The sequence below is a fragment of the Actinosynnema sp. NPDC050436 genome, from assembly GCF_040655415.1.
Lineage (GTDB): Bacteria > Actinomycetota > Actinomycetes > Mycobacteriales > Pseudonocardiaceae > Actinosynnema.
In genome coordinates this window covers 444,828-461,539 of record NZ_JBFAJV010000001.1, presented here as the reverse complement: position 1 = coordinate 461,539, position 16,712 = coordinate 444,828, and the positions used below count along the sequence as shown (strand labels likewise).

12 protein-coding genes are annotated in these 16,712 nt (G+C 72.7%); 6 read left to right on the top strand and 6 right to left on the bottom strand.

What is annotated here, in order from left to right; genetic code table 11:
* Positions 1 to 12 precede the first annotated feature (12 nt).
* Entirely contained in the window at positions 13 to 3,969 is a 3,957-nt protein-coding gene (locus AB0I60_RS01945; RefSeq protein WP_360725158.1) for a WD40 repeat domain-containing protein, read from the bottom strand.
* A gap of 241 nt (positions 3,970 to 4,210) precedes the next feature.
* On the opposite strand from AB0I60_RS01945, the gene AB0I60_RS01940 reads away from it, so the two are divergent.
* Positions 4,211 to 4,834, top strand: a complete 624-nt coding sequence (locus tag AB0I60_RS01940) for an LmbU family transcriptional regulator (RefSeq protein ID WP_360725156.1) — start codon at positions 4,211 to 4,213, stop codon at positions 4,832 to 4,834.
* 210 nt (positions 4,835 to 5,044) lie between these two features.
* On the opposite strand, the gene AB0I60_RS01935 is transcribed toward AB0I60_RS01940, so the two are convergent.
* A complete protein-coding gene (locus tag AB0I60_RS01935) occupies positions 5,045 to 5,428 on the bottom strand; it encodes a DUF1360 domain-containing protein (protein ID WP_360725154.1) in 384 nt (127 codons plus the stop codon).
* A gap of 216 nt (positions 5,429 to 5,644) precedes the next feature.
* A complete protein-coding gene (locus tag AB0I60_RS01930) occupies positions 5,645 to 5,932 on the bottom strand; it encodes a hypothetical protein (RefSeq protein WP_360725152.1) in 288 nt (95 codons plus the stop codon).
* 252 nt (positions 5,933 to 6,184) lie between these two features.
* Here AB0I60_RS01930 and AB0I60_RS01925 point away from each other — a divergent pair, with 252 nt between their 5' ends.
* From AB0I60_RS01925 to AB0I60_RS01910, 4 genes are all read left to right on the top strand, one after another.
* Complete coding sequence (locus tag AB0I60_RS01925) at positions 6,185 to 7,984, top strand: S8 family serine peptidase (protein ID WP_360725150.1); 1,800 nt, start codon at positions 6,185 to 6,187, stop codon at positions 7,982 to 7,984.
* A 205-nt stretch (positions 7,985 to 8,189) separates the two neighbouring features.
* Positions 8,190 to 9,899, top strand: a complete 1,710-nt coding sequence (locus tag AB0I60_RS01920) for an aminotransferase class V-fold PLP-dependent enzyme (RefSeq protein ID WP_360725148.1) — start codon at positions 8,190 to 8,192, stop codon at positions 9,897 to 9,899.
* A gap of 139 nt (positions 9,900 to 10,038) precedes the next feature.
* Positions 10,039 to 11,415: a hypothetical protein gene (locus tag AB0I60_RS01915; RefSeq protein ID WP_360725146.1), complete on the top strand. Its 1,377-nt coding sequence runs from the start codon at positions 10,039 to 10,041 to the stop codon at positions 11,413 to 11,415.
* A gap of 276 nt (positions 11,416 to 11,691) precedes the next feature.
* Positions 11,692 to 12,471 (top strand): SDR family oxidoreductase, encoded by a 780-nt coding sequence (locus AB0I60_RS01910; protein ID WP_360725144.1) that lies wholly within the window; start codon positions 11,692 to 11,694, stop codon positions 12,469 to 12,471.
* 6 nt (positions 12,472 to 12,477) lie between these two features.
* On the opposite strand, the gene AB0I60_RS01905 is transcribed toward AB0I60_RS01910, so the two are convergent.
* Together AB0I60_RS01905 and AB0I60_RS01900 are read right to left on the bottom strand one after the other, a co-directional pair.
* Positions 12,478 to 15,075, bottom strand: a complete 2,598-nt coding sequence (locus AB0I60_RS01905; RefSeq protein ID WP_360725142.1) for a lanthionine synthetase LanC family protein — start codon at positions 15,073 to 15,075, stop codon at positions 12,478 to 12,480.
* Between the two features lie 10 nt (positions 15,076 to 15,085).
* The gene (locus AB0I60_RS01900; protein WP_360725140.1) at positions 15,086 to 15,241 is read right to left on the bottom strand and encodes a hypothetical protein; all 156 of its coding nucleotides are present in this window, start codon (positions 15,239 to 15,241) and stop codon (positions 15,086 to 15,088) included.
* Positions 15,242 to 15,356: 115 nt separating this feature from the next.
* On the opposite strand from AB0I60_RS01900, the gene AB0I60_RS01895 reads away from it, so the two are divergent.
* Positions 15,357 to 16,097, top strand: a complete 741-nt coding sequence (locus tag AB0I60_RS01895) for a class I SAM-dependent methyltransferase (RefSeq protein ID WP_360725138.1) — start codon at positions 15,357 to 15,359, stop codon at positions 16,095 to 16,097.
* A 154-nt stretch (positions 16,098 to 16,251) separates the two neighbouring features.
* Here AB0I60_RS01895 and AB0I60_RS01890 read toward each other — a convergent pair whose 3' ends face one another.
* Entirely contained in the window at positions 16,252 to 16,647 is a 396-nt protein-coding gene (locus tag AB0I60_RS01890; protein WP_360725136.1) for a glyoxalase superfamily protein, read from the bottom strand.
* Between the last annotated feature and the right edge of the window lie 65 nt (positions 16,648 to 16,712).

Genomic DNA, 16,712 nt, shown 5'->3' with positions numbered 1-16,712 from the left:
CGCTCCGCGCGGCTACCCGCGCGGAGCGGTCGCCGGGTCGCAGGGCGGTTGGTACGGGAACTGCGGTGCGTGCAGCGCCCACAGGGGCTCGGTCAGCGTGCCGGCGGTCGTGGCGCAGACCCTGGCCGCCGCGTGGCGCTCGTCCAGGTCCCAGATCTGCACCATCCGGTCGTTGCCGCCCGAGGTGATCGTGCGGCCGTCCGGGCTGAACTCGACGGCCCAGACCGTGTCGGTGTGGCCGGTGACCGGCCGGCCGACCTGCGCGGGCGCGTCGGGCTCCGCCAGGTCCCACAGCTGGATCGACCGGTTGTAGCCGGTGGTGGCCAGGGTGCGGCTGTCGGGGCTGAACGCGACCGCCCGCACGATGTCGGTGGTGCCGGCCAGCGGTCGGCCGATCGGCGTCGGCCGGGCCGGGTCCCGCACGTCCCAGAGCCGGACCGTGCCGTCGCTGCCCGCCGTCGCCAGGGTGCGGCCGTCCGGGCTGAACCGGACCGCCCAGACCGTGCCGGTGTGGGCGTCCAGGGGCGGCCCCGCCGGCGCGGGCAGCCGGCCGCCGCGCACGTGCCACAGGCGCACGGTCCGGTCGCCCGCCGTGGCGAGCACCTCGCTGTCGGGGCTGAAGGCGACGGCCCGCACGGCGTCGGTGTGGCCGGTGAGCGGCCGGCTGACCGGCGTCGGGCGGGTCGGGTCGCGCACGTCCCACATGCGCGCGGTCCGGTCGCTGCTCCCGGCGGCCAGCAGCCGCCCGTCGGGGCTGAACGCGACCTGCTGCGGCGTCGAGGCGTGGTCGGTGATCGGCGGTGCGGCGGGGGTCGGGTGCGCCGGGTCGCGCACGTCCCAGAGCCGGATGGTCCGGTCCTGGCTCGCGGTGGCCAGCACCGTGCCGTCCGGGCTGAACGCGACCGACAGCACGGCGTCGCCGTGGTCGGCGATCGGCCGTCCGACGGGCGTCGGCCGGGTCGGGTCGCGCACGTCCCAGAGGCGGACGGTCCGGTCCTGGCTCGCGGTGGCCAGCAGCGTCCCGTCCGGGCTCGGTGCCACGGACAGCACGCTCCCGCTGTGGTCGGACAGCAGCCCGAGCGGCTTGCTCCACAGGCGGACGTTGCTGTCGCCGCTGCCCACCGCCACGCTGTAGACGCCCGGTTTGAACGCCACCGCGTTGACAATTCCCATCTGGGCGGTCAGCGGCGGGCCGAGGGACGTGGTGTGCGCGGGGTCCCGGGTGTCCCAGAGGCGCACCGTCTGGTCGTGGGCACCGGTCACCAGCCGCCGGCCGTTGCTGCTGAACGCGATCGAGGTGACCACGCCGGTGTGTCCGGCCACGGGTGAACCGAGCGGTACCGGGTGCCGGGGGTCGGCGACGTCCCACAGCCTGATCGCCGTGCTGTCGCCCGCCGACGCCAGCGTGCGCCCGTCGGGGCTGAACGCGAGCGACCACACCGCCCCGCCGTGCCCGGTCACCGGCTCGCCGACCGGGACGGGCCGGGTCGGGTCGGCCACGTCCCAGAGCCGGACCGCGTCGTCCCACCCGCCGGTCGCCAGGGTGCGCCCGTCCGGGCTGAACGCCACCGGCCGGACCGGGGCCCCGTGGACCACCTGCCCGGTGGGTCGTGCCGCCGCCGGGTCGCGGACGTCCCACAGGCGCGCGGTGCCGTCCTGGCCGCCGCCGGCGAGGGTGTGCCCGTCCGGGCTGAACGCCACCGACCACACGGCGTCGCCGTGGCCGACCAGCGGACGGCCGGCGGGCCGGGGCCGCGCCGGGTCCGAGACGTCCCACAGCCGGATCACGCGGTCGTCGCCCGCGCTCGCCAGCACCCGCCCGTCCGGGCTGAACGCCACGGAGCGCACGGCGCGGGCCGGACCCGCCGGCGGCTCGCCCACCGGGGTCCACCGGCCGGGCGACCCGGCGTCCCACAGGCGGACCGTGCCGTCGTCGCCGCCGGTCGCCAGCACCCGGCCGTCGGGGCTGTGCACGACCGCGTTCACCGCGCCGACGTGCCCGGCCAGCACGGTCGCCAGGGAGCTGTGCTGGGTGGAGATCAGTCGCGTGTGGACACTGCGGTCGTCCGGCCGCATCCTGTTGGCCACCAGCAGGAACTGGGCCGCGAGCGACGGGTCCGACTGCTGCACGTGGTCCGCTTCGGCCAGCAGGTGGGCGAACTGGGCGTCGTCGCGCTGCCGCATCGCCACGCTCGCGGCGGCTGCCGCGACCAGCGCGAACACGCTGACCAGGGCCACGCCGGCGCGGCGGAGCCGGGTGTTGCGCCGCTGGTGCGCCGTGGAGGCGGTCAGGAACGCGTGCGCGCGACCGGACACCGTGGCCTGCCCGGCCATCGCGCTGCGGGCCGTCCCCAGGCGCGCTCCCCGGTACAGCAGCGACGGGTCGCGGTCGTGCCCGTCCCAGTCCGACGCGTCCTCTTCCAGCCGCTGCCGGGCGAGGATGCCGGCCCGGTCGTCGTCCACCCAGTGCCGCAGCCTCGGCCACGCCCGGAGCAGCGCCTCGTGGGTGATCTGCACCGTGTCGGCCTCCAGCGCCACCAGGCGCGCTTCGACCAGCGCTTCGAGCGCGAGGTCGGCCGCCGCCGGGTCGGCGGTCGAGGACACCAGCTCCTCGCGCGTGGTCCGCCGGCGGGTGTCCTGCGTGTCGCGGCCGATCCGGACCAGCCCGAGCAGCATCGCGCGGGCCGCCGCCTGCCCGGCGGAGTCCAACCGCGCGTAGGTCTTCTCGGCGGTCCTGGCGACACCCCCGTGGATGCCCCCGGCGGCGCGGTAGGCCCCGATGGTGAGCCGGCCCGCGCTCCGGTGCTGCCAGGTGGCCAGCAGGGCGTGCGCCAGCAGGGGCAGCGCGCCGGCCTGGTACGCGCCGCCGCGCGCCCGGGGCCGCCGCTCGTCCACGCCCAAGTCCGTCAGCAGCAGTTGCGGCAGGCCCGGCTCCAGGTCGAGGCCGACGGCCTTCGCGGGCTTGGTGATGGCCGCGCGCAGCTCCTGCGCGGTCATCGGCCCGAGGGCCATCTGCCGGTGTTGCAGCGCTTCCGCGAGTTCGGGGTATTCGAGGCACCGGGCGTAGAAATCCGCCCGCACGCCCAACAACACCACCGTCGGTTTCCCTGCCTGGCCCGATCCCGTCGTGGCGTCCGTTCCGGTGGGTTGCGTCGCCAGGTCGGCCAGCGTTCCGATGAACTGCTGTCGTTCCCGGTCGTCGGCGCACAGCGTGAAAACCTCTTCGAACTGGTCGACGATGAGGAGCTGCCGCCCTTCCGGCGGGTCCGCCGGAAGCGTTCGCACGAGCTGGTCCATCGGGTGAGCGCCGGGTGACATCACCATCGTGCGGACGACCGAGGCAGTGCCGGACAGCTCTTCGCCCGCGATCTTCGGTAGCAGCCCGGCGCGCATCAGCGACGACTTCCCGACACCGGACGCGCCGGTCAGCACCACCATTCCGCCGGTGCTCGCCGCCGTGGTGAGCAGTTCGACCAACTCCGCCGTGCTGCGCTCCCGGCCGAAGAACCACGTCGCGTTCTCCGCCGTGAAAGGCGTCAAACCGAGGTAGGGGCAGACGTTGACGGCATCGGCGGCGGCCGGGCGCACGTCGTCGTCTCCCGGGTCGTCATTCGGGATTCCCGGGCCGGCCGGGCTTTCCAGTGCCTCCCTCCACCAGTTCCGCCACGTTCCGAGGTCGTAGAGACCGGTCACGGCGGGATTGGGCTCGACTGCCTTCGCCAACCCGAAGAGGACCTCCAGCACGGCGGCCAGAGCGGAGAACTTCGCGGGCACGTTGCGCCCGCGCCGCCAGTCGCTGATCCGCTGGTTGGACACGCGCACCGGGCGACCCCGCTCGTCGAGCCTCCGGGCCCGCGCCACCGATTCCGCGATGCGGGTCAGCAGCGGCTCGCCCGCCGTGACGTGCAGGAGCGAGAAGAGCTGTGCGAACGCCTCCCTGGGCGTGGGGACGACCCCGCGATCTGCCATGAGCCGGATGTCCTCCAGTGTGTCGGCCCCGCGTCCGCCCCCGGACCGGGAAACCGGCCGCAGTGCCCTGACCACCGACTACTACTACCAGCCGATCACAGCGCGTGCACTCGAGTTCCACACAGTGCAATGCTCGGTGGCCCGGCCGCTCGACGCGGTGAGACGTGCGCGCCGGCGGGCGGCGGGACCGGGGCTCACGTGCCGAGGGAGTGGGACGACCATGCGAGGACGAGGGGGAGCTGTGCGCGCGGAACACCAAGAGCTGGCGTGGAACGTGTCGGGCGGATCCGCCGGCCAGGCGGACCGGATTCTCGCGACGTCGACCGGACTCGGCTTCCCGCAGAACATCACGTTCGAGACGTGGGAACGAGCGGGCCGCCGCATAGCGGGAATCGTGAACACGGCCGGCTGGTGCCTGGGCGACTGGCTGGTCTTCGGCCAGAACCGGTACTACAACCGCTACCGCCGCGCGATCGAGAAGATCGGCCTGGACTACCAGACGCTGCGCAACTACGCGTGGGTCGCCCGCAACGTGGACTACTCGCGCCGCAACGACAAGCTGAGCTTCCAGCACCACGCGGAAGTGGCGGCGCTGAACCCCGAGGACCAGACCCGCTGGCTGGACTCGGCGGCCCGGAACGGGTGGTCGCGCAGCCGGTTGCGCCAGGAGATCCGGCTGTCCCGGGGCTCGATCGGAACGGCCGGGAATTCGGTGGCGCTGCCCCGGCTCGCCGTGTCGTCGGAGAACGTCGAGCGCTGGCGGCGTGCCGCGTCGGGGGCGGAGACGGATTTCGAGGCGTGGATCGTCAGCGTTCTGGACCGCGCGGCCTCGGCGGTCCTCGATGACGGCACGGGGGACAACTAGGAATTCCGGCGAGGGGTAGTGGACGGGCCGGACGGCGTCGACTCGCCGTCCGGCCCGCCGCTCGCCACGAACGTTTCATTCTGCGCGCCGGGTTCCAGATGCGGCGGCGGTGGAAGGAACAGTCTCGTGGGCCGGTAGCAGCCCTGTCCGTAGTAGCCCTGCCCTGAGCCCGGAAACCGATGCGGCGCGGTTCATTCCGCAGCCGGAGAATCAATCGTCAGAGCCCCGCGCGACGGCGGATTTCGCCTTGTCGTAGGCCAGGTGCAGGAAATTTGAGCCTGCCACGGCGACCAAGGACGTAGCGACCAGGCGCGTCGCGCGAGGGGCCGGCACCAGACCGGCGGTGAGGGCCGTGGCCAACCGGACGCCGGAGCAGAACGGGCAGGTCGCTCGGGCAGGCGGGCGCCACGCGCCCTGCCCACCGCCACGGCCGCGACAGTGCCGGGCCACTCGACTGCGCGCGAGCAGACCCGGCAGGTCGCGGACGAGACGGAGCACCAGGCGAAGCACGTCGTCGGTGACGTGCGTGAGCGCATCGGCCGGGAGGCAGACGAGCAGGCGCAGCGCGTCTCGGTGCCGGCCGGTCGAACGCACCGGCGACTGGATCGCGCGGCCGGACGTGACCCGGCCCGCCCTGTCCGCGCCTTCCCGCCACCGGCCTGTCGCCTCCGAGCGTCGTGCCGCCCCGCGTGGCCTCACCGGTCAAGGCGGAGATCCGCGAAGAGGCGTCCCCGGACGTGCACCTGAACCTGCTCGACGTGGACGCGGAGTAAAAGCTTTCGGGCATCACCGTCGAGTGACCGGCGGCGGTCAGGTGCCGGACTCCCGGTGTTCGAACACCGCGTCGGGCGCGGACTCGGGGACCTCGGTGCGCACGTCGGAATCCCGCAGCACCTCGCGCGCCTGCGCCTCCGCGTCGGCACTGCCCGTCTCCGCCTCCTCGGGCAGGAGCGTGGCGCGGGTCCGCTCGCGCTCGTCGATGCCGTTGCGCTCGTCGAAGACGTCGGGGCGGTCGAGGTCGTGCTCCCGCCGGAGCCTCGCCTCCTCCGCCTCGGACAGTTCCGTCGTGCCCAGGTCGAGTGGTTCTTCGTGGGTCATGCCGTGGACGTACCCGCCAGGGCGCGAAACGATGCCCGAAACCCCGCTTCCCGCTTCTCCTCGTCGGAAATGTTATAGCCGCAGGTAATTACGCTCAACGGTGCTACTCGCGCGACCGTTTCTTCCCGACCATGCAAAGAGACCCGGTCGCACCACCCGTTCGCGCGAACGTCCACCGCACCCTGCAAGCCCGGCCCGTCGGCATTCCCGCCGGCGTGGCGGGGCGGCCCTGCCTTGAGGGAGAAGCCCGTCATGGGAGACGTTCGCAACACCAGAAGAGCGGCGGTGTTCGGCCTGGCCGCGATCGTGGCCGCCGGGTTGAACACCGGTGTCGCCGCAGCGGCCGAGGCCGACGTGCTCGGTGCCGACCGCGCCGACGCCGTGCCCGGCTCGTACGTCGTCGCGCTGCGCGACACCGCCTCACCCAGCTCCAGCTCCGCCGCTGCGGCGAGCGCCCTCGTCGGCCGGTACGGCGGCGAAGTGCGCACGGCCTGGCAGCACGCGCTCAACGGCTTCCACGCCTCGCTGTCGCCCACCCAGGCCCGCCGCATCGCCGCCGACCCCCGGGTCGAGTTCGTGCAGGCCGACCTCGAGGTCCAGGTGGACGGCGTGCAGCCGAACCCGCCGTCGTGGGGCGTGGACCGCCTCGACCAGGCGAACCTGCCGCTGGACAACAGCTACACGTACCCGAACACGGCGGGCGGCGTCCGCGCCTACATCATCGACACCGGCATCCGCACCAGCCACCGGGACTTCGGCGGGCGCGCGACGTGGGGGACCAACACCGTCGACTCCAACAACACCGACTGCAACGGCCACGGCACGCACGTTGCGGGCACGGTCGGCGGCACCGCGTACGGCGTGGCCAAGGAAGTCAAGCTCATCGGCGTGAAAGTGCTGAACTGCCAGGGTTCCGGCACCACGTCGGGTGTCGTCAACGGCATCGACTGGGTCACCAGGACCGCGGTGAAGCCGGCCGTGGCGAACATGAGCCTCGGTGGCGGAGTGGACAACGCGCTCGACACGGCCGTGCGCAACTCGATCGCCTCCGGCATCTCCTACGCGGTCGCGTCCGGCAACTCCAACGCGAACGCGTGCAACTACTCGCCCGCGCGCGTGGCGGAGGCCATCAGCACCAACGCCTCGAACAGGACCGACGCGCGTGCGTCGTTCTCGAATTGGGGCACCTGCACCGACATCTTCGCCCCCGGCCAGGACATCACCTCGGCGTGGATGACCGACGACTCGTCCACCAAGACGATCAGCGGGACGTCCATGGCGTCTCCGCACGTGGCAGGCGCGGTGGCGTTGTACCTGGCGGACAACCCGACCGCGAGCCCGGCCGCCGTGCAGACCGCGATCGTCGGCGCGGCGGCGTCCGGCAAGATCACCAACCCCGGCACCGGCTCGCCGAACAAGCTGCTCCAGGTCGCTGCGGGCACACCGGACGGTCCGGCCGTCGTCAACCCCGGCAACCAGTCCGGTGCCGTGGACAAGGCGGTCGAGCTCCAGGTCACGGCGACGGGCGGCACCGCCCCCTACGCGTTCTACTTCGAGGGCCTGCCGACCGGTCTGGAAGGCAGCAAAGCGGGTCTGGTGACGGGCGTCCCGACCACGGCCGGCACCTTCGCCGTGACGGTGACGGTGACCGACTCGGCGGCGAGGTCCGGCACCGCGTCGTTGACCTGGACGATCCGCGACCCCGGCAGCGGCTGCGACCCGGTCACCAATGACACCGACGTCGCCATCGGCGACCTGTCCGACGTCAGCAGCCCCATCGAACTGGCCTGCCCCGGCACCGCGTCGGCCACGACGGCGGTCACCGTGAACATCGCGCACACCTACATCGGTGACCTGGTGGTCGACCTGGTGGCCCCTGACGGCACGGTCTACAACCTGCACAACCGCTCCGGCGGCAGCGCGGACGACATCAGCCGCACCTACACCGTCGACGCCTCCTCGGAAACCGCGTCCGGCACCTGGACGCTCCGGGTGCAGGACCGGGCGCGCGCCGACACGGGCCGCATCGACAACTGGACCCTCGACGCCTGATCCGAGGCCCCCTCATGGTGCGGTCGCCCGATTTTTCGGGCGACCGCACCGCATTCCCAGTCCGCAGGGCACTGATTCGTGCCCTTTCAGGCACCAGGGCGCTCCGGCCCCCCACATTCCGGTCCAGCCTTCCTACTGTGGGACGTGAACGGAGTGGACGGCCGCCTGCGGACTGCGGCGCGGGACTTCCGGGGGTGGTGCGACGATGGCGAGCGACCAGCTCATCCGACGGATCAGGGAAGCCGTGATCGGGGACGACCGGGTCCTGGCCGGCCCGTTCGGCGCGCGGCGGATGACCTACGCCGACGACACCGCCTCGGGGCGGGCGCTGACGTTCGTGGAGGAGTTCGTCCTCGACGAAGTCCTGCCGTGGTACGGGAACACGCACACCGAGTCCTCCGACACCGGGCGGCAGACGACGGTGCTGCGGGAGGACGCCCGCCGGATGATCCGCGACGCGGTCGGCGGCGACGACGGCACGGCGGTCATCTTCACCGGCTCCGGGGCGACCGGGGCGATCCACACGATGCTGGGCGTGCTCGGCCTGACCCCGCCCGCCACCCACCGGCTGCCGGGCGCGATCCCGGCGGACGAACGGCCGGTGGTGTTCATCGGGCCGTACGAGCACCACTCCAACGAACTGCCCTGGCGGGAGTCCGACGCCGACGTGGTGGTGATCGGCGCGGACGACGACGGGCGGATCTCGGTCGCCGACCTGGAGTCGGCGCTGCGCCGCCACGCCCGCCGCCCGCTGAAGATCGGGTCGTTCTCCGCCGCGTCGAACGTCACCGGCATCCTGTCCGACACCCACGCGATCGCCGGGCTGCTGCACTCCCACGGCGCGCTGTCGTTCTGGGACTTCGCCGCCGCCGGTCCGCACGTGGACGTCGCCGTGAACGGCCTCGGCGCGGCGGATCCGACGACGTACAAGGACGCCGTGTTCCTGTCACCGCACAAGTTCGTCGGCGGCCCCGGGACGTCGGGCGTCCTGGTCGTCCGCCGGGAGCTGCTGCGCAACAGCGTCCCGGTGGTGCCGGGAGGCGGCACGGTCGACTACGTCAACCCGGAAGGCGAGCACGACTACGTCACCGACCCCGAGCACCGCGAGGAGGGCGGGACGCCCGCGATCGTCGGCGGCATCCGCGCCGGGCTCGTCTTCGGTCTCAAGGAGGCGGTCGGCGTGGGCGTGATCCGCGCGCGGGAGCAGCACTTCCTGCACCGCGCGCTCACCGCGTGGCGAACCGTCCCGGAGATCGAAGTGCTGGGGGACACCGGTGCCGAGCGCCTGCCGATCGTGTCGTTCCTCGTGCGGGGGCCGAGCGGGCGGTTCCTGCACCACGACTTCGTGGTGGCGGTGCTCAACGACCTGTTCGGCATCCAGGTCCGGGGCGGCTGCTCGTGCGCCGGGCCGTACGGGCACCGGTTGCTCAAGATCGACGCGGAGCGCTCCAGGCGGTTCCGGGGCCAGATCCGCGCCGGGTACCGGGGGATCAAGCCCGGGTGGGTGCGGATCAGCTTCTCCTACTTCCTGTCCGAGGCCGTGCTCGACTACCTCGTGGCGGCGGTGCGGTTGGTCGCCGTGCACGGCTGGAAGCTGCTGCCGGACTACCGGTTCGACCCCCGCACCGGCCTGTGGCGCAGCCGACACGGCTCCGCGCCGCCCGTGCTGCGGCTGCACCAGGTCCGCTACCGGGCCGACGGGCGGATGCAGTACCCGCGCCGGGACAGCCGGGCGTCGGAGGAGGTGTTGCGAGGCTACCTGGACTTCGCGCGCACCCTGTTCGCGTCGCTCGGCGACCGGGTGCCCGACCCGGACACGGGGGACCTGCCGGGCGCGTTCGAGGAGCTGCGGTGGTTCGAACTCGCAGCGGCCCGACACGGGCGCATCACGGCACCGGGCCGTCACCTCGTGTGACGGGGTGACGTCGCAGGAACACCTTTGGTCGGGTTGGGGCTTGCCGTCCGCCGTGATCTGGGGTCAACTTGGTGCGAACACACGACCTCCATCCGGGTGCGAACGGGGCGCACGCGGACTCGGCACCCGGAGAGCCCCCGTGACAAAGCGCGTGATCGGACTGGTCGCGGTCGTCGTCCTGGCAGTGGTTGGTCTGGTAGTCGCCAAGCCGTGGGACTCGACCCCGCAGACCGTCGCCGACAGCAGCACGTCCCCCTGCGTCCCGACGACGCCGGCCAACTGCACATCCACCACACCACCACCGATCACCACCACACCACCGCCCACCACCACCACACCCCCACGCACCAAGCTGGACCTCCCGTTGATCCCCTGGGAGGGCGGCCCGACGTACTACGGGCAGTTCGCCGGCGCCCAGGCGTGGACCGACCCGAACTTCTTCCCCATCGCGGTGTGGGGCGCCACGGTCGGGAACCAGGAGGACATCGACCTGGACAAAGCGGTCGGCATCAACACCTACCTGGAACTCTACGACACCCCCAGACTGGACCTGATCCGCAAGGCGGGCATGTTCGCGCTGCACGACCAGACGACGAACCCCCACCTCGGAACCGAAACCGTGGGCTGGCTGCTGGCCGACGAGCCCGAGCAGTTCGGCCAGCACGACGCGCTGAACCTGCTGCGCACCACCGCATCCGGCCTCCCCGCCGACGGGCGGATGCGCTACACCAACTTCACGGCGAACATGATCTGGCCGAACTACGCCCCGGAGAGCGAGACCGCCGGCCAGTGGCTCGACGTGAACAGCGCGGCGTCCCTGGACACCTACTGGTACGGCAGGTACATGGGCTGCGACCGACCGTCCTACCCGGACTTCCCGGCCCTGAACCCGGCGCTGCTCACCGAAGCCGAGTGCTACCGCCCCTCCAACTACGGCTACGGCGTGGCCAAGCAACGGGAGATCGCGGCCTCCTCCGGCAAGATGGAGAGCGTGTTCGGCTTCGTGGAGAACGGCCGTCCGTACGCGGAGAACGCGGCGATCAAGCCCGACCAGCTCCGAGGCGCGGTGATGAACATGCTGATCCACGGCGCGCGCGGCATCAACTACTTCAACCACACTTATGGTGACTGGTGCCCGAGCAGCAACAACTTCCGCTACACCGCCCAGCAGGGCGGCGACTGCTACGCGGAGATGACGAAGGCCGCGACGAAGGTCAACGGCCAGATCAAGGCACTGGCCCCGGTGCTCAACTCCCCGAGCCACGAATGGGAATTCACCCCGTCGGCGGACACCATGCTGAAGGTCCACGACGGCAGCGCCTACATCTTCGCCATGGGCAAGGGCATCCCAGGCGGAACCGCGACGGGCTCCTTCACCCTGACCCTTCCGCCGGACGTCCGGGGAACCTCGGTGGAGGTGGTGGACGAGTCCCGCACACTCCCCGTCAAGGACGGCGAGTTCACCGACGACTTCCCCGAAGACACCACCTACCACATCTACAAAATCCAACTGTGAACACACCACCACCCCACCCACCCGCCACCGCAACACCCCACCCGCCCCTCAACCCCTTCCTTCCAGGTTGCACCCCCACCCCCCAGCTGCGCTTCCTCCCGCGACGCCCTCCCCTGGCGGCCTGCCGCGCGGCGAGCGCCGCCCTGAAACCCTCCCCCCACCCACATCGTGGACAAGCTCCTGTTACGTTCGGTGCACTGGCCGCGCCGCAGCGTGTCCGCAGCCGCACTCCGGTCACGCCGCAGCGCGCCCGGAACCAACCCGAAGGGAAGCACCGTGGGGGCAACGACCCGGGTAGCGCTGGTCACCGGTGGCGGTCGGGGCCTGGGTGCCGCCACCGCCCGCGAGCTGGCGCGTGGCGGGTACCACGTCGTGGTCAACTACCGCAGTGACGCCGACGCCGCCCGGTCGGTGGTCGAGGGCATCGCGGCCGAGGGCGGCTCCGCCACGGCCATCGCGGCCGACGTGACCGACGAGGTCCAGGTGACGGCGCTGCTGGAGGCCGCTGTCGCCGAGCACGGCCGGCTGGACGTGCTGGTGTGCAACGCGAACACGGTCAACCCGAGCTTCCAGCCGTTCGCCGCGCTGGACTGGCGGGACTTCATCGGGAAGGTGACCGGTGAACTCGCCGGCGCCTTCTTCGTCACCAGGGCCGCCCTCGACGTGATGCGCCCGCGCCGCGCGGGGCACATCGTCTACATCTCCAGCACCGCCGCCGACTACGTGGGCTCGGGCCGGATCACCCAGTCCACCGCCAAGTCCGCGCTCAACACCTTCGCCCGCCACGTGGCCGCCGAGGCGGCGGCCGACGGCATCGCGGTCAACACCGTCTCGCCGGGCGCGGTGCTGACCGAGGCCAGTGCCAAGGTCCTCACCGACGACCGCAAGCGCTACCTCGCCGACAACTCCGTGCTGGGCCGCCTGGTCGAGCCCGAGGACGTCGCCTCGGCCATCGCCCTGCTGGTCCAGCCGGGCCTGCGCGCGGTCACCGGCGGGCTGCTGCGCGTCGACGCCGGCTTCGGCGTGCTCGTCGGCGGCCCGTCCTCGTCGGCCTGATCCCCGTCACGTGAAGGGGTGGCCGTCGGTGGACTCGGTGGACAGGCGGCGGAAGAAGGCCAGGATGCCGGTGAGGCCGTGGGCCCACGACAGCGCCTTGGTGACGGTCGCCTGCGGGGCGGTGAAGCCGGGGTGGTCGGGTGGGCCGCTGCTGCGCAGCAGGAGGTGGGTCGCCACGTCGAACGCCGCCTGCCGGTGACGTTCCGAGTCGGCCAGGTCGAGCAGGAACTCGCCGACGCCCACCGCACCGCAGCAGCGGCCGAGCGTGCCCAGTCCCGGCACCCGCGCCGCGCACGCGTCGGCGGCGGCGTGGGCGACGGCGGTCAGCCGGCGGTCGTCCAGCACCGCGCCCGCGTGCGCCAGGGTGCGGCCGATGCCCGCCAGCCCCCGGCACCAGGAGACCGTCATCGGCTCCGCACCGGGCGCTCCCGCCTCCGCGACGAGGGTGTCGGCCAACCCGGCGAGGTGGTGCGCCCGGCGGGCCGCGCACTCAAGTAGACCTTGGTCGGCGAAGTGCCCGAGGTCGAGCAGCAGCGCGATCCCGCCGGCGAGGCCGTGCGCACGGCCCAGTCCCGCGTCCGCCTCACCGGGAGCGCTGGTCCGGCCGGCCACCGGATCCGCGCGCACGGCGTCGGCGCACCGCCGGGCCACCTCCAGGTCCGCCGCGCCCCCGGTGAGCCGGTGCAGGTGCAGGTGGCCCAGGCCCACCCCCGCCGGCCCGTCGACCAGGTCGCACGGCGGCACGTCCCCGTCATCCGCCGGGTCGTCAGCCGGCAGGCCACGACCAGACCAGCCCTTCGCGCCCAGACCGCGCCGCGCCGCTTCGGACAGGAACAGGTCCGTCCCGGTCGAGCCACCGAAGAGCCCGGGTGGTCGGTCGGCTCGCGCGGCCACCCGCAGGGTGAACTCGGCCAGCTCGCGGGCTCTCGGCCCGACGGACGGCCGGCTTTCCAAGTGGCGCATCAACTCCAGCCCGATTCCCGCGCTGCCGGTGTACGCGCTGACGTCGTTGGCGGCCAGCGTGTGCTCCGGCGCGTGCACCACCCGGTCGACCAGTCCGAGCAGGTCGTCCAGCAGGCGTCCGGTCAGGTCGGCGGCCAAGTCCACCGTCACCTCGGGCACAGCCGGCACACTCACAACCGACACAGCCACCGCCGGCACAGCCGGCACTGGAATGGACGCGACCGAGCGGCGGTGCCCGCCGGCGGCCAGCCCGCGCGCCGCGTCGCGCGTGAGGTCGGCGTCACCGGAGAGCAGGTCCACCACCGCACCCGCGACACCGTGCGGCGCGGGGCCGAAGCGGCGGCGGATCGTTTGCAGGGCACGGGTTCGCGGCAGGTCCGGGTCCGTGCCGAGGGTGACCGGGTGCAGACCCGTCGCGGCGAACAGCAGCACCGCGCCGAGCGCGTGCAGGTCGTCGGTGTCCTGCGGTGGCTCGTCGCGCGCCTGCCGGGCCGGCGCGTAGCCCGGCGTGCTCCCCGGCAGGTGCACGCCGTCGTGGGCGGCCAGGCCGAAGTCGACCAGCCGGATCCCATCGCCGACCACGACGTTGTTGGGGGACAGGTCCCGCATCACGACGCCCCGGTCGTGCACGGCGGCCAGGACGCGGGCCAGGTCGGCCGCGAGCCGGTCCCACCCGCGCGGCCCGCCGCCGGGCGGCCACGGGCCGTGCCGCTGCACGTCGTCGGCCAGCGTGCGCGGCCCGCAGTCGCCGGTCACCAGGAACTCGTCGTCACCGTGCCGGAAGTGGTCGACGAACCGGGGCACGCCGTCGACCCCGGCGAGCACGGCCAGCACGCGGCGCTCGTTGCGCAGCCGCAGGCGGGCGTCGTTGCGCTCGCCGTACTCCGCCACGTGCGCCCGCGCCTGCTTCACCACGACCGGGCGGCCGTCGCGGGTGTCGACCGCGCGGAAGACGTTGCCCTGCGCGGCCTGCCGGATGCCGCCGGTGACCCGGAAGCGCCCGCCCAGCAGCAGGTCCGTGCCGACCGGCGCGGTGCCCGCACCGGCGAACGGGTCGACGGCCCAGGGCGGCTGCCGGTAGCTCAGCCCCGCCACGCCGTCGAACTCCTCGCCGGCCGGGCCGGGCAACCGGATCTCCGGCCGCCCGAGCCGGTCCCGGCCGAGCGCCTCGGCCAGCGACCCGTACCGGTAGTACACCGGGGAGTTCGCCAGCACCCGCCGGTCGCTGAGCACGCGCGGGCCCTCGTGGCCGCGCAGCGCGCGGGCGAGCGCCAGGCCCAGCTCCCGGACCCGGGACGCGGCCGGGTAGACGGTGAACGCCTTGCCGACGGCCGCCGGCGCGACCAGCCCGCCGTTGAGGTCGCGCAGGACCTCCTGCGAGCACGCCAGCTTGAACAGGCACCCCTCGGCCGCGAGCAGCGGCACCAGCTTCGCCACCAGTGCCGGGAAGGTCGACACCCGCGAGGAGACGTGCAGCTTCCACCCCTGGTCGGGGAGGGACGCGCCGGCCGGCCGGGCGACCACCCAGGCGGAGCCGACCGCGACCGAGTACCCGGTGCCCACCGCGTCCCGGACGAGCCGCTCGACCCAGGCCCGGGAACCCGCCTCGACCGTGCCGGTGGCCGGGTCCCCCGAGATCACGCGCGGCCGGTCAGCAGCAGATCGGCGATGTGACGGGGACCGTCTGGTGCGGTGAGCTGACCGCGCAGTCGACCGGGAGGCGATCCCACTTCTTCTCGAATTCCACGTCCGGTTCCACCACTTCGGTGCCGGCGTCCCGAGGCTCGATCTCCAGCAGTGCGGGCATGGTCGATCCTTTCTCGTGTCAAGAAAGCTCCCCGTGATCCTCCTGTTTTCGACCGTAGCACCGCGCACCCGGAGCGGGTATACCTCGATCGGAGTCACCGGCGAAGGGTGGGCGGATGTCGGACGTGCACGGCACGGCGCAGCAGCGATACCGGGAACTGCACGCGCGGTACGACCGCTTGTACCCGTTCGACGCGGACGGCGCAGCGGCCGTGTCCTTTTTGGACGAACTCGCGGACGGCGGTCGGGTGCTCGAACTCGCCGTCGGGACGGGGCGGGTCGCGATCCCGCTCGCTGCACGCGGTTGCGACGTCACCGGTCTCGACGCGTCGTCGGACATGCTCGACGTGCTCCGCGCGAAAGACGTCGGCGCAACCGTGCGCACGGTTCTCTCCGATATGGCGGAACCGGCCGTCGACGGCGATTTCGACCTCATTTACGTGATAGCGAACTCGCTGTTCGAACTGACCACCCAGGAATCGCAGGTGGCGTGCGTCGGCGCCGCCGCGCAGTTGTTGCGGCCGGGTGGTCGGCTGGTGGTCGAGGCCGCGTTGCCGAACTGGTTGTTCGCCGACCGCAGGCCCCTGTTCGTCGGGCCGCTGGACGACCTGGAAGAGGTGTCGTTGCAGGCGTTGAAGTACGACGTGGTGAACCAGCTCGTGCACTACCGGCACATCTTCATCGGCGCGGACGGCATCAAGGTCATGCCGACCACGCACCGGATGGTCTACCTGCCGGAGCTGGACCTGATGGCGGCCCTCGCGGGCCTGGTCCCGGCGGCCCGGCACAGCGACTGGACGGGTGGCGCGTTCGACCCGGCCATCGGCAGGCACGTGTCGGTGTACCGGAAGACGTGAACCGGCGGAATGCGGTGCGTTCCTTCGGGGTGCGAGCGTTTCCGGCCCCTTCCGACGAATCCACCGCCCGCTCAGGACAATGCCGCGTGATCGGTCGCGCCCCGTCCGCCACCGGCGCGTGCTCGTCGCCGCACCGCGCCGTTCCCCGCCCGGTTCAGCGCTGCGCGGTGGTGCGGGCCTGCTGCGCGGTGGTGCGGGTCTGGAGTGCGAGGTGGTTGCCGTCGGGGTCGGTGAAGCGGACCGACCTGGCCCACCACATCTCCTCGACGTGCTCGGGGAGGTCCACCCCGCGCCCGCGCAGCGCCGCCACGTCGGCCTCGATGTCGTCGGTCTCGAACACGACGGCCGCGCTCCCGGGCTGGTTGTCGCCGCTGCCCGGCACGATGGCGAGCGTGGAGGCGGCACCCGGCGGGGCGACCTGGAGCCAGCGGCCATGGGGGCCTCCCGGGAGGTCGGCGACGACCGCCAGGCCCAACCGGTCGACGTAGAACTCCTTGGCGCGGTCCTGGTCCGACACCGGGATGTGGACGACCTGCACGTGCGTCAGCATCGACTACCTCCTCCTGAACGCGTAGGGGATCTCCTACGCTTTACCGGTAGGCTATCACCTACCGG

Coding starts and splice junctions, on each gene's coding strand:
- AB0I60_RS01890 (WP_360725136.1), bottom strand. CDS start 16,647: ATGCTGACGCACGTGCAGGTCGTCCACATCCCGGTGTCGGACCAGGAC.
- AB0I60_RS01895 (WP_360725138.1), top strand. CDS start 15,357: ATGTCGGACGTGCACGGCACGGCGCAGCAGCGATACCGGGAACTGCAC.
- AB0I60_RS01930 (WP_360725152.1), bottom strand. CDS start 5,932: ATGACCCACGAAGAACCACTCGACCTGGGCACGACGGAACTGTCCGAG.
- AB0I60_RS01920 (WP_360725148.1), top strand. CDS start 8,190: ATGGCGAGCGACCAGCTCATCCGACGGATCAGGGAAGCCGTGATCGGG.
- AB0I60_RS01900 (WP_360725140.1), bottom strand. CDS start 15,241: ATGCCCGCACTGCTGGAGATCGAGCCTCGGGACGCCGGCACCGAAGTG.
- AB0I60_RS01945 (WP_360725158.1), bottom strand. CDS start 3,969: ATGGCAGATCGCGGGGTCGTCCCCACGCCCAGGGAGGCGTTCGCACAG.
- AB0I60_RS01925 (WP_360725150.1), top strand. CDS start 6,185: ATGGGAGACGTTCGCAACACCAGAAGAGCGGCGGTGTTCGGCCTGGCC.